Raw genomic sequence first — 12,015 nt, 5'->3', positions numbered from 1 at the left:
CTCACTCCCTCTTCTCCGGCGCGCTCGCCGCGCGGGGGGTGGCCGGCACGAGCCGGCGGGTGATCCACAGCGGGGAGGTGACGGCGTTGCCCATCACCACCGCGTGCGCACCCGCCTCGAAGGCCCGGCCGATCTGTTCCGTGGTGCGGTACCGCCCTTCGGCGATCACCGGCACGGACAGCTGTGCGACGAGTCGCGCCACGAGCCCGAGGTCGGGCCCGTCGGTCGGTGGGCTGGCCGGGGTGTAGCCGGACAGCGTGGTGGCGACGGCGTCCGCGCCGGCCTCGACGGCGGCGACGCCCTCGGCCGCGGTGGCGACGTCGGCGAGGATCAGCGCGTCGGTCCGTTCGCGGATCAGGCGGACCGTGTCGGCGAAGGTGCGGCCGTCCGGCCGGGGGCGGTCGGTGGCGTCGATCGCGATGATGTCCGCGCCGGCCAGTGCCACGTCGAGGGCGTGGGCCGCGGTCGGGGTGATGAAGACGCCCTCGGTGCCGTGCTTGTAGAGCCCGATCACCGGGACGTCGACGGCGGGGCGCACCGCGGCGATGTCGTCCGGTCCGTTGACCCGGACCGCCACCGCGCCGCCGCGTACCACCGCGGCCGCCACCCGGGCCTGGACGTACGGGTCCCGCATCGGGTCGTCCGGGTCGTCGGGCAGCGGCTGGCAGGACACCACCAGCCCGCCGGCCAGGTCGTCGAGCACGTTCACCTGCTCCTGGTCCTTTCGAGGTCGTGACTGTCCATGGCCAGCCGGGCCGCGCCGACCAGGACGGCGTCGGCGCCCAGCGCGGCGGGCCGCAGCGGGACGTCGGCCCAGCCCGCCGGCACCTCGGCGGAGTAGGCGGCCGACGCGGCGGGCAGCAGCGCGCCGGCCGCGCCGCCGGCCACCAGGACGGCGTCCGGGTCGAGCAGGGCCACCAGCCCGGCCAGGGCCGCGCCGAGGGCGGCTCCCGCCCGGTCCACGACCCGCCGGGCCACCGCGTCCCCGGCCGCGGCGCGGTCCGCCACGGTCCGGCCGGTGACCTCGGTTCCGGTCTCGATGGCGTACGCGGCGGCCAGCCCGCTGCCGGAGGCGATCGCCTCCAGGTGCCCGTGCCGGCCGCACCCGCACCGCAGCCGTTCGGCGCCCGGGGCCGGCAGGTGCCCGACCTCGCCGGCGGCGCCACGGGCACCGGCCTCCACGCGGCCGTTGCGCACGAGCGCCCCGCCCAGCCCGGTGCCGACGGCCACCAGCAGCACGTGGGCGTGGTCGCGCCCGGCGCCGGCCCAGCATTCGCCCAGCGCGGCGGCGTTCACGTCGTTGGTGACCCGCACGGGTCGACCGAGCCGGGCGGCCAGCGCGTCGGCGACCGGGGTGCCGGTCCAGCCGGGCAGGCTGTCGGTGGCGTACCGGATGCTGCCCGTCGCGGGGTCGACCGTGCCGGCCGTGCCCACACCGACCGGCCCGGCGGCCGCGCCGAGCAGGTCGGCGGCCAGCCGCGCGGCGGCGTCCAGCACGGCCTCGGGCCCGGACCGGGCGGGTGTGGGCGCCTCGCGGCGCTCCCGCACCCGCCCGCCCCGGTCGACCAGCGCCGCCGCCGTCTTGGTGCCGCCGATGTCGATGCCGACGACCGGTGACGTCATCCCTTGAGACCGGTGTGCGCGAGGCCCTCGACGAACTGCTTCTGCGCGATGACGAACACCACGAGCACCGGCAGCGCGGTCATCGACGCCGCGGCCAGCTGGACGTCCCACATGGGGCCGCCGTAGGCGTCGACGAACTGGGTGAGCGCCTGGGGCAGGGTGAACTTCTCCGGCGAGGAGAGGAACACGATCGGCTCCAGGTAGAGGTTCCAGCTGTGCAGGAAGGTGAAGATGGCCACCGCGCCCAGCGCCGGCCGCGACAGCGGCAGGGCGATCCGCCAGAAGGTGGCGAACCGGCCGAGCCCGTCGACCCGGGCGGCCTCCTCCAGCTCACCGGGGAGGCTGATGAAGAACTGCCGCATGATGAACGTCGCCAGCACGCTGGGCGCGCCGAAGATCGGCACCAGGATCAGCGGCCAGTGGGTGTTGACCAGGCCGAGCTTGAAGAACATCTGGAACAGCGGCACGATCGTCACCTCGCTGGGAATGAGCAGGCCCGCGAGGACGACCAGGAACAGCACGTTCTGGCCGCGGAACCGGATGCGCGCGAAGGCGTACCCGGCCAGCGCCGACACGGCCAGGGTGCCGACCGTGACGAGCAGCGCGATGTAGAGGCTGTTCAGGTACTGCTGGCCGAACGGCTGCAGTTCGAACACCCGCCGGTACGCGTCGAGCCGCGGGTTGGTCGGCAGCAGGTCCGGCGGGAAGGCGAAGATGTCAGCCACCGGCTTCAGCGACGAGGTGACCATCCACCACGTCGGGAAGACGAACGGGATCGCCAGGACCAGCAGCACCCCGTAGAGCACCAGCTTGGTCCGCCGCGACAGGTCACGACTCATGGAAGACCCACCTCTTGCGCATCTGCCACTGCAGCACCGTGAGCGCGAGCACGATGGCGAACAGCACGATCGACAGCGTGGCGCCGTAGCCGAAGTGATGGAACTGGAAGGCCTGCTGGTACAGGTAGTAGACGAGCACCGTCGTCGACGTGCCCGGCCCACCCTGGGTGAGCACTGCGATCTGCGCGAAGACCTGCAGCGACCCGACCACGGTGATGATCGAGGTGAGCAGGATCGTCGGGCTGATCAGCGGCACGGTGATCCGCCAGAACTGGCGCATCCGGCTCGCCCCGTCCACCTCGGCGGCCTCGTACAGGTCCGCAGGCACGCCCTGTAGGGCGGCCAGGAACAGCACCATGTTCAGGCCGACGTTCTTGAACACCTGCACGACGACGACCGACACCATCGCGGTGCCCTCGCCGCGCAGCCAGTTCGGCCCGTCCACGCCGAGGGTGTCGAGCAGGCTGTTCACCCCGCCGTTGTCCTGCAGGAGGAAGCCCCACACGATGGTCCAGGCCACCAGCGAGACCACCACGGGGGAGAAGAACAGCGTGCGGAACAGGATCGTGCCCCGCAGCTTCTGGTTGAGCAGCACGGCCAGCAGCAACGCCAGGCCGAGGTTGAGCACCACCAGGCCGACCGAGAACAGCCCGGTGGCGCGCAGCACCGCGCCGAGGTTGGGATCGTCGGCGAGGGCCTGGTAGTTGTCCGTGCCGACGAAGTCGAAGGTCCCGGCGAGCACGTTCCACTCGTGCAGGCTGTACCAGACCACGAGGATCAGCGGCAGGATCACGAAGACGGCGCTGCCGAGCAGCTGCGGGGCGATGAACAGGTAACCGGTGAGCTGGTCCCGGCGGCGGGTGGTCCAGAACGGCCGGGCCCGGCCCGGGGCGGGCCCGGCGGTCGCCGGGCCCACCCTGGTGTCCGTCTGGGTCATGGTCCTCAGCCCTACTTCGCCAGCAGCGGCTGGATCTTGGCGCAGACGCCGTCGAGCACGGCCTTGACGTCCGCGTTCGGCTGCCACAGCGGGTCGAGGCCGGCGCGGACCTGCTGGCTCAGCTCGGCCTGGCCGGCGTGGCTGGGCTTGACGACGCCGTTGGTGATGCCGTCGATGACGACCTTCTGCAGCTGCTCCGGCTTGAGCTTCGGGTTCGTCTTGGCGAGCGTCTCGGCGGTCAGCTGGGACTGCCGCGGCGGCGGGAAGAACTGGGCGAGCTTCGCCGAGTTCGTGGGGTTGGTGAAGAAGGCCAGGAAGTCGGCCGCCTGCTTGGCGTGCGGGCTCTTCTTCATCACCCCGAGGCCGGCCTGGCCGACCACCGCGTAGTTCCCCTTGGGGCCGGCCGGCAGCGGCACCAGGTCCCACCCGAAGCCGCCGTCCTTCAGCAGCGAGGCGCGGGAGATCTGGGTGATCGTCATGGCCGAGTCACCGGCGAAGAAGTCGGCCGTCGTGCCCGGGCCGGGCAGCGCCTTCTGGGTGAAGGTGGCCTTGTGCAGGGTGGTCATCGCCTCGACCATCTCCGGGCTGTTGAACCCGCAGGTCCTGCCGTCCCCGCTCCACGCCTGGGCGCCCCAGCCGGTCCAGAAGGTGGACAGGTTGTCCCAGCCCTTGTAGTCGAAGTCGCGGATGACCAGGCCGGCCTTGCCGGACTTCGCCGCCGCCGCGGCGGCGGTGGTCAGGGCGTTGTCCCAGGTCCACTGGCCGGCCGCGATCAGCTCGGCCGGGGTCTTCTGCCCGGCCTTCTTGACCATGTCGGTGTTGACGAAGACCCCGAACGGCGAGGTCGAGAACGGGTACGCGTAGAGCTTCCCGTCGTTCTGCCAGAGCTTGAGCGTGGCGGGGGAGAGGTCGTCGTACTGGTAACCCTCGGCCTTCTTGAGCGTGTCGTCCAGGGGCAGCAGCGCGCCCGAGGCGACGAAGTCGGGGGCGGAGTTCTCGAACACCCACGCGAGGTCGGGCGCGTTCCCGCCGGCGATCTGGGTGGTCAGGGTGGTGGTGTAGTTGTCGAACGGCAGCGGGTCGAACTTGATCTCCGCCACGTCCGGGTGGCTCTTGCGGTACTCGTCGGCGATCTCGTTGAACAGCTTGAGGTGCGCCTCGTTGGCCGACCAGACGGTCATCCGCAGCTTCGCGGGGCCGCTGTCGGCGGACTCGCCACCGCCGCCGCAGGCGGTCAGGGCGAGCGCGCCGGCCAGCGCCACGGCGACGCCGCGCAGGGCCTTTCCTGCTCTCACAATCTTCTCCTCACCGGGGGTGTGTGTTCAGTAGCCCGCGATCCGCGGCCAGCGCTGTTCCACGCCGGCCGCGGTGAGGCGGTCCTGGAAGTCGGCCAGCAGACGGGGGGTGTTGCGGACCGCACGCGGGGACTCGCCCCGCGCCAGACAGAAGTCGGCGAGCAGGCCGGCGACCTCGCCGACGTTCCACTCGACCGGGTGCAGCCGGTAGCTGCCGTTGGTGACGTGGGTGGTGCCGATGTTCTTGCCGGCCGGCAGCAGGTTCTCCATCCGCTGCGGGATCAGCGCGCCGAGCGGGATCTCGAACGGGCAGGAGCCGACGTCGATGTAGTTGTCGCCGCCGGTCGAGGGGTGCAGGTCGATGCGGTACATGCCCACGCCCACCGCGTCCGGGTAGCTGACCGCGCCGTGCTCACCCCGCACCGCCAGGGACAGGTCCTGCTCGACGACGGTGTACTCGGCGCGGATCCGGCGGGACTCGCGGATGTACGGGGCCTGGGCCAGCCCGTCGGCGCTGCCGGTCACGTCGCCGCGCAGCCGCAGGCCGGGGAAGCCGGTGCCGCCGTCGGGCCGGGGCGCCTCGGTCTGCAGCCAGTAGAGCACCGAGTACGACAGCTCCCGGGCCTTGGACAGGTGCCAGGACGCGTTCGGCACGTCGATGACCGGACCCTCGAAGTAGTCGATCATCGGCCAGTTGACCAGCGTGATGTCGCTGCCGTACGTGCCGTCGACGAAGTTGCGCCGCGCGGCGATCCGCCGGAACGTCCACAGGTTGCCGTCACCGGGGTTGACCCGCTGGTCGGCGTTGACGCTCAACGGGTCGTCGTCCGGGTTGGGGGTGAAGCTGCGCTCGACGATCTCCAGCGTGCGCGGGTGCGGCGACTTCCAGGACAGCAGCCGGTCGCCCCAGAAGTCGGGCTTATAGTCGCGCCAGAAGTCGTATCCCGCCGGGCGGTCGATGGTGTGGTCGCCGTCGACGTGGTCGATGGCGAAGCAGACCGAGACGGCCTGCATGTTCATGGGCTGGGCCTCGGCCGGGGCGCTCGGCTCGCCGGTCTCCGCCCGGGACTCGAATCCGGTGACGTACTCGGTGCCGGTCAGCGGCAGCAGCTCGCCGGTCTCGGTGGCGTCCAGGACGTACGGCGCGACCACGTCGATCCGCTCGTCCCGGTCGCGGTGTGCGAGCGTCACGCCGGTCACCCGGTCGCCGTCGGTCTCCGCGGCGACCGGCCGGTACGGCTGCAGCACCCGCAGCCGGCCCGAACCGCGGTACGGGGCGAGCATCTCCTCGATGACGGCGACGGCCACCCGCGGCTCGTGGCAGAGCCGGCTCACCCAGCCCGCACCCGGGTTGAGGTCGGTCCAGGCCCGGGACCGCTCGGTCAACGGGAAGTGGCGACGGTAGTAGTCGCGGATGCCGTCGCGCAGCGCCCGGTAGCTGGCGGTGGCGCCGAACTGCTCGATCCAGGAGTGCTCGTCCGGCGGGACCGCCTGGCTGGTGAGCTGCCCGCCGAGCCAGTCGAACTCCTCGGTCAGGATGACCGACCGGCCGGTCCGGGCCGCGGCGAGCGCCGCGGCGACACCGCCCAGTCCGCCCCCGACGACGAGGACGTCCGCACGCATGATGACCACTTGCTTCCTTCCAGTTGCGCGGCCGGCCGCTCAGCGCCGGTCGACCGCCGGTTCAGGGGTGCCGAGGGTGCTGCCCTCGACGAGTTCGCAGGGGAGAAGTCGCTGCTGGAGGCCGCCCGCGCTGCCGTCGATGACGCCGGTCAGCACCTCGACCGACTGCCGGCCCATCTCCTCGCGGGGGATGCGGAACCCGGTGAACACGACGTCGGTGGGGACGGGGACGGTCGGGTCGCCGAGGGTCACGATCGACAGGTCGCCGGGCACGGTGAGGCCGCGCCGGCGGGCGGCCGCCTCCAGTGCCACCGCCGTGGCGAAGTCCTCCACGAACGCCGCCGTGCTCCCGTCGGCCAGCAGATCGTCGAGGGTCGCGTCGGCCGCCCCGGGCGCCGCGGACACCTGGCGGGCGCTCTCGGCGGTGCTCGCGGCGGCGCCGAAGCCCTGGCGCCGGTCCTGCGAGGACTCGGCGGTCGACCCCATGCCCACGTACGTCAGGCGGCGGTGGCCGTGCCGCAGCGCCGCCTCGACGAGCCGGGCCACCGCCGAGGCGTAGTCGGCGCCCACGTAGGGGACCGGACCGCCGGCGTCGTCGCGGCGCCCGACGGCGACGTACGGGTATCCGTCGCCGTTGAGCCGCTGCAGCTCCGCGCCGGGGATCTCGCGTCCGAGCAGGATGCACCCGTCGGCCAGGCGCAGCCGGTTGTCGTGGTGGAAGATGCGCCGCCGGCCGTCCACGACCGGCGCGCTGGTGAACAGCAGCAGGTCGCAGCCGACCCGCTCGGCGTACTCCTCGATGCCGAGCAGGAACGGGTGGAAGAAGTCCCGGCTGCCGCTGGGGAAGGCGGGCTCGTAGGTGAAGACGCCGATGATCCGGTTGAACCGCGAGGCGAGGCGGCGGGCCACCGGGTCGGCGGCGTAGCCGGTCTCGGCGATGACCCGCAGCACCCGGTCGCGGGTCTCCGGGGCGATGCGGACCTCGGCGTCGGTGCGGTTGTTGAGCACCAGCGACACGGTTGCCTGACTGACACCGGCCATCCGCGCGATGTCACGTTGGGTGACGCGTCTGGGGGGAGCGGTCACGTCGGGTCCTTCCGGTGCGGCTAATGCGTATTAGCGCTCGGCGTTGGGAAGGAGCCTGGCGGGTTGACCGGCGTGTGTCAAGGGGTGGCCGGAAGATTTCGGCGGCATGAACCCGCTGAAGTAATGCGCATTAGCGAGTCAGCGCCCGCCGGAACGGTCGGCGCCCGAGCTGGCTCGGCGCCGCGCCGGGCCACCTCTTGACAGAAGCGGCGCCGACCGAGCAACATTCGAGAAACATAGATGCTAATACGTATTAGCGCGGCGACGCCACGACGCGTCCGCCGATCGATCCTCCCTGCTTTCTTACTGAGAGTCATCCTGCGCTGCGCGCGAACCGTCACCGCGTCCGATCGCACCGACAGAAGAGGAAGCCGCATGACGAAGGCACCCGTCCCGTCCTCCCGCCGCGCCGTCCTGGCCACGGCCGGCGCCGGCCTGCTCGTCGCCGCCCTGGCCGGCGCCGCGCCGGCCACCGCCGATCCCGGCCTGGACTTCCCGCAGTTCACCTACCAGGGCACCGCGTTCGACAAGAGCGCCCTCGCCTACAACCCGACGAACGAGTTCATCTTCCCGAGCGTCATCCGGGCCGCCGACTACTTCCCCAACCCGCTCGGCACCTACTACCTCTACTACGCGCCGCACGAGCGTCCCGGCGGGATCGCCCTGGCGTACTCCGACTCGATCGACGGCCCGTGGACCGAGTACGACGCCAACCCGCTGGTCAGCAACACCTGGCTGCCCCACTACTCCACGGTCAGCCACATCTCCTCGCCGCACGCCGTGTGGATCGAGGGCGAGCGCAAGCTGTTCCTCTACTTCCACGGCGAGAACTCCATCACCCGGTACGCGACCTCCGACGACGGCATCCACTTCAGCTACGGGGGCACCGCGGTCAGCCGCAACGAGACGACCGGGGGCGAGACGTCCTACGCCCGGGTGTTCGAGCAGTCCGTGCCGCGCCTGGGCACCCGTTACCTGATGCTCTTCATGGACAACCCGACCGCGGCGCTGCCCGGACCGACCGGGCCCGTGTCGCGGCGGATCCGCTGGGCGGTCTCCAACGACGCGCGGACCTGGACCATGCAGCCCGAACCGATCGTGACCCCGCAGGGCGACGAGGGCCCGAACGCCTCGGGGCCGTTCTTCCTGCGCTGGAACGACCGCAACCTGGTGATCTACCACGCTGCCGACGGCAACATGCACGCGGTGGACGTGGGGGAGGGCTTCGACCAGGAGATCCACCTCGGCGTCGTGCACGACTCGATGACCGCGGCCCCCGACCTCGGCCGCTCGGCCGCGCCGACGTTCTACTTCGACGGCCGGACCGTGCACATGTACTACGAGGCCGGCGCCCGGCTCACCGCGACCATCGGGCACGCCACCGCCACCCTGGCGAACCCCTTGCCGGTACGGCAGCTCGACTGCGCCGTGGACCGACCGGTCCTGTGGCCGCCGAACCACGAGCTGGTCGACGTCGACGTGACCGTGGACCTGCGCGACGGCGTGCTCGGCCCGAACGCGTTCGCCCTGACCGGCGTGACCGGGGGTGACGCCGCGGACGTCAGCGACTTCGCCACCGGCGCGCCGGACACCAGCGGGAAGCTGCGGGCCGAGCGGGCCGGCAACGGCGGGGACCGGGTCTACTCCCTCACGTACGCCGGTCACGACGAGATCGGACGGCCGGTCGGCTGCACGGTCACCGTCACCGTCCCGCACGACCAGGGCGGCAACTAGTCGCCGGTGGTGCCCCGCCGACCGGCGGGGCACCACCGGCGTCCGGCTGGCGGTCGGGCCCTGGGGATCAGGCGAGTTCGGCGAGCCGCGCGGCGACCCGCCGCTCGGCCAGCTCCCGCGCGAACTCCACCGGGTGGCGGTCGGGCATCGTCTGCACCTCGGTCACGCCGAGCGCCGCGTACTCGGCCACCTCGGTCACGAACGCGTCGACGTCGGGCAGGGGCGGTCGCATGACCAGCACGGTCTTGTCGATGCCGCCGTAGTCCCGGCCCTCGGCGACGCAGTGTTCCCGCAGCACGTCGAGCTTGTGCGCGACCTCCGCCGGGCTGTTGCCGAACAGGTTGCACGCGTCGGCGTAGCGGGCCACGAGCCGCAGCGTCTTCTTCTCGCCGCCACCGCCGATCATGATCGGGGGGTGCGGCCGGCTGACCGGCGCCGGCACGTTCAGCGTCTCGGCCAGCTGGTAGTGCCTGCCGTCGAACCGGCCGTTGTCGTCGCTCCACATCTGCAGGCAGATCTGCAACGTCTCCTCCAGCCGCTCGAAGCGCTCCGCGACCGGGACGACCGGCACACCGAGCCCGCGCTGCTCACGGTCGTACCACGACGCGCCGATGCCGAGCCGTGCCCGCCCGCCGGACAGCACGTCCAGGGTGGTCACGATCTTGGCGAGCAGGCCCGGATAGCGGTACATCACGCCGGTGACCAGGACGCCGAGCGTCATCCGCTCGGTCCTGGCCGCCACGTAGCCGAGGGTCGTGTAGGCCGCCAGCATCGGCTCCTCGGCCGAGGTGGTGAACTCCATCTGGAAGTAGTGGTCCATGACGCTGAACGCGGACACCCCGGCCTGCTCCGCGATCCGGGCGGTCTCCGCCAGGGTCGCGGCCATCTCCGACGGTTCGGCGGGCGTGGAGAAGTTCCAGTAGTGCAGACCGAGCCTCATCGCTCATCCTTTCACGTCCCTGGGCCACCTGGCATTATGCCGGGCACTCGGCCTCCGCGCCGCCGAACGGGACCGCCACCGGAAAGAACTTCCAGCTCCGGGTCCTGCGGAGAAGGATTTCTTTCGATACTGTGCTGCCGTGCCGCCCCCGCCTACCGTCAGCGCCCCACCGGATGACCGCGCGCCGACCACAGAGTCCACACGCCCCACCGTCCGCCGAAGGAAACCGGCGCGCTTCACCGAAACCGGTCTCGGATGGCTGCTGCTGGCGCCGTCGGTCGTGGTCTTCGCGCTGTTCGTGTTCTGGCCACTGGGGCGCACCCTGTACCTGTCCGTGCACGGCAACGACCTGTTCGGCGCCCCGTCGGTGTACGTCGGTGCGGAGCACTACCGGGAGATGCTGTCCGCCGAGTTCGGCAAGGTGCTCGCCACGACGGGCCTGTTCACGCTGTTCTCCGTGGTACCGGCCGTCCTGGGCGCGCTGGTCGTGGTGCTGCTGCTGGAGGCGCGCATCCGCGGCGTACGGGTGCTGCGCACCGCGTTCGCGCTGCCGTTCGCCTTCTCGGTGGCGACCGCGTCGGTCGTCTTCGCCGTCATCTACAACCCGGCCATCGGCGTGGCGAACGGCGTGCTCGGATCCCTCGGGATCGACCGGGTCAACTGGCTCACCGACCCGTCGATCGCACTGCCCGCCGTGGCCGCCGCGACGGTGTGGATGAACTTCGGCTACAACGTCCTCGTGCTCTCCGCCGGCGTTGCGGCGATCTCACCCGAGGTGGTCGAGGCGGCGCGGCTGGACGGCGCGACCGGCTGGCGGCTGGCCTCCCGGATCACCGTCCCGCTGCTCTCTCCGCAGCTGTTCTTCCTCGTCGTGGTGTCCACGATCCACGCGCTTCAGAGCTTCGGGCAGATCCACATCCTGACCAAGGGCGGCCCGGACCAGGCCACGACGACGCTTGTCTACTCGATCTACGAGAAGGCGTTCGCCTTCGGGTCCTCCGACTTCGGATCAGCCAGCGCCCAGGCCGTCGTGCTGCTGATCGTCATGCTCGGCTGCACGGCCGTCCAGTTCGGCATCCTCGAGCGGCGGGTCCACTATCGATGAAGAAGCTCAGTTTCGGGCAGATCGCCGTCTACGTCGTGCTCGGCCTGGCCGCGATCCCGGTCCTGTTCCCCATCTACTACGGCTTCGTCGGCGCCGTGATGGGTCCCGGTGACCTGGCGACCTACCCGCCCGCGCTGGTGCCGCACCAGCTGCACTGGAAGAACATCACCGACGTCTTCGACTCGGTGCCGCTCGGCCGCTTCTACGTCAACTCCGCCGTCCAGGCCGGGGTCATCACGGTGGCCCAGATCGTCACGAGCATCCTGGCCGCGTACGCCTTCGCGTTCCTTCGCCTTCCGGCGAAGGCGGCGACCTTCGCCCTGTTCCTCGCCACCCTCATGGTGCCGTGGGAGGCGATCATCATCCCCAACTACCTGGCCGTCTCCGGCTGGGGCCTGGCGCGGGGCAACCTCACCTACCTCGGCCTCGTGCTGCCCTTCCTCGCCTCGGCGTTCGGCACGTTCCTGCTGCGCCAGGCCTTCCTGCAGTTCCCCACCGAGTTGCGGGACGCCGCGGTGATCGACGGGTGCGGCCACTGGCGCCTGCTGTGGCGGGTCATCGTGCCCCTGTCCAAGCCGTCGATCGCGGCGGTCGGGGTCTACGTCTTCCTCTCGGCGTGGAACCAGTACTTCTGGCCGCTGATCCTGATCCGCGACTCCGACTACCAGACCCTGCAGATCGGCATCTCGCAGCTCAACGATGCCGAGGTGGCCCAGCCGGGCCTCGTCCTCGCCGGCGTCGCGCTGTCCCTGCTCCCCACGCTGGCCGTCGTGCTCTTCGGCCAGCGCTACATCGTCCGCGGCCTCACCGCCGGCGCGCTGCGTTAATTCTCA

General features: G+C 71.4%; 11 protein-coding genes. 3 read left to right on the top strand and 8 right to left on the bottom strand.

Annotated elements, in window-relative coordinates; genetic code table 11:
* Window position 1: 1 nt before the first annotated feature.
* From NLX85_RS16460 to NLX85_RS16430, 7 genes are read right to left on the bottom strand one after another with little or no spacing between them, the layout of a single operon-like run.
* A complete protein-coding gene (locus tag NLX85_RS16460) occupies window positions 2-709 on the bottom strand; it encodes an N-acetylmannosamine-6-phosphate 2-epimerase (RefSeq protein ID WP_254336003.1) in 708 nt (235 codons plus the stop codon).
* Complete coding sequence (locus tag NLX85_RS16455) at window positions 706-1,623, bottom strand: ROK family protein (protein WP_254336001.1); 918 nt, start codon at window positions 1,621-1,623, stop codon at window positions 706-708. The genes NLX85_RS16460 and NLX85_RS16455 overlap by 4 nt, the downstream gene beginning before the upstream one ends.
* On the bottom strand, window positions 1,620-2,462 hold the full coding sequence (locus NLX85_RS16450; RefSeq protein WP_151462263.1) for a carbohydrate ABC transporter permease: 843 nt from the start codon (window positions 2,460-2,462) through the stop codon (window positions 1,620-1,622). The genes NLX85_RS16455 and NLX85_RS16450 overlap by 4 nt, the downstream gene beginning before the upstream one ends.
* Window positions 2,452-3,399: a carbohydrate ABC transporter permease gene (locus NLX85_RS16445; RefSeq protein ID WP_254335999.1), complete on the bottom strand. Its 948-nt coding sequence runs from the start codon at window positions 3,397-3,399 to the stop codon at window positions 2,452-2,454. Before NLX85_RS16445 ends, NLX85_RS16450 begins: the two co-directional genes overlap by 11 nt.
* Window positions 3,400-3,410: 11 nt before the next feature.
* On the bottom strand, window positions 3,411-4,694 hold the full coding sequence (locus NLX85_RS16440; RefSeq protein WP_254335997.1) for an extracellular solute-binding protein: 1,284 nt from the start codon (window positions 4,692-4,694) through the stop codon (window positions 3,411-3,413).
* 27 nt (window positions 4,695-4,721) lie between these two features.
* The gene (locus tag NLX85_RS16435; RefSeq protein WP_254335996.1) at window positions 4,722-6,317 is read right to left on the bottom strand and encodes an FAD-dependent oxidoreductase; all 1,596 of its coding nucleotides are present in this window, start codon (window positions 6,315-6,317) and stop codon (window positions 4,722-4,724) included.
* A gap of 39 nt (window positions 6,318-6,356) precedes the next feature.
* Complete coding sequence (locus NLX85_RS16430) at window positions 6,357-7,403, bottom strand: LacI family DNA-binding transcriptional regulator (RefSeq protein ID WP_308210746.1); 1,047 nt, start codon at window positions 7,401-7,403, stop codon at window positions 6,357-6,359.
* Window positions 7,404-7,778: 375 nt separating this feature from the next.
* On the opposite strand from NLX85_RS16430, the gene NLX85_RS16425 reads away from it, so the two are divergent.
* The gene (locus NLX85_RS16425) at window positions 7,779-9,137 is read left to right on the top strand and encodes a hypothetical protein (RefSeq protein ID WP_254335992.1); all 1,359 of its coding nucleotides are present in this window, start codon (window positions 7,779-7,781) and stop codon (window positions 9,135-9,137) included.
* A 67-nt stretch (window positions 9,138-9,204) separates the two neighbouring features.
* Here the strand turns inward: NLX85_RS16425 and NLX85_RS16420 are convergent, their stop codons facing one another.
* Window positions 9,205-10,077 carry an LLM class F420-dependent oxidoreductase gene (locus tag NLX85_RS16420; RefSeq protein ID WP_254335990.1) on the bottom strand — a complete coding sequence of 291 codons (873 nt, stop codon included), beginning with the start codon at window positions 10,075-10,077 and terminating at the stop codon, window positions 9,205-9,207.
* Between the two features lie 280 nt (window positions 10,078-10,357).
* Here NLX85_RS16420 and NLX85_RS16415 point away from each other — a divergent pair, with 280 nt between their 5' ends.
* Together NLX85_RS16415 and NLX85_RS16410 are read left to right on the top strand one after the other, a co-directional pair.
* On the top strand, window positions 10,358-11,182 hold the full coding sequence (locus NLX85_RS16415) for a carbohydrate ABC transporter permease (RefSeq protein ID WP_254335988.1): 825 nt from the start codon (window positions 10,358-10,360) through the stop codon (window positions 11,180-11,182).
* The gene (locus NLX85_RS16410; RefSeq protein WP_254335986.1) at window positions 11,179-12,009 is read left to right on the top strand and encodes a carbohydrate ABC transporter permease; all 831 of its coding nucleotides are present in this window, start codon (window positions 11,179-11,181) and stop codon (window positions 12,007-12,009) included. Before NLX85_RS16415 ends, NLX85_RS16410 begins: the two co-directional genes overlap by 4 nt.
* Window positions 12,010-12,015 lie beyond the last annotated feature (6 nt).

Origin of the sequence: Micromonospora sp. A3M-1-15 (genome assembly GCF_024213425.1) — a bacterium.
GTDB classification, from domain to species: domain Bacteria; phylum Actinomycetota; class Actinomycetes; order Mycobacteriales; family Micromonosporaceae; genus Micromonospora; species Micromonospora chersina.
This window is presented reverse-complemented; position numbering and strand designations above follow the sequence as displayed.

Coding starts and splice junctions, on each gene's coding strand:
- NLX85_RS16455 (WP_254336001.1), bottom strand. CDS start 1,623: ATGACGTCACCGGTCGTCGGCATCGACATCGGCGGCACCAAGACGGCG.
- NLX85_RS16450 (WP_151462263.1), bottom strand. CDS start 2,462: ATGAGTCGTGACCTGTCGCGGCGGACCAAGCTGGTGCTCTACGGGGTG.
- NLX85_RS16425 (WP_254335992.1), top strand. CDS start 7,779: ATGACGAAGGCACCCGTCCCGTCCTCCCGCCGCGCCGTCCTGGCCACG.
- NLX85_RS16435 (WP_254335996.1), bottom strand. CDS start 6,317: ATGCGTGCGGACGTCCTCGTCGTCGGGGGCGGACTGGGCGGTGTCGCC.
- NLX85_RS16410 (WP_254335986.1), top strand. CDS start 11,179: ATGAAGAAGCTCAGTTTCGGGCAGATCGCCGTCTACGTCGTGCTCGGC.
- NLX85_RS16445 (WP_254335999.1), bottom strand. CDS start 3,399: ATGACCCAGACGGACACCAGGGTGGGCCCGGCGACCGCCGGGCCCGCC.
- NLX85_RS16420 (WP_254335990.1), bottom strand. CDS start 10,077: ATGAGGCTCGGTCTGCACTACTGGAACTTCTCCACGCCCGCCGAACCG.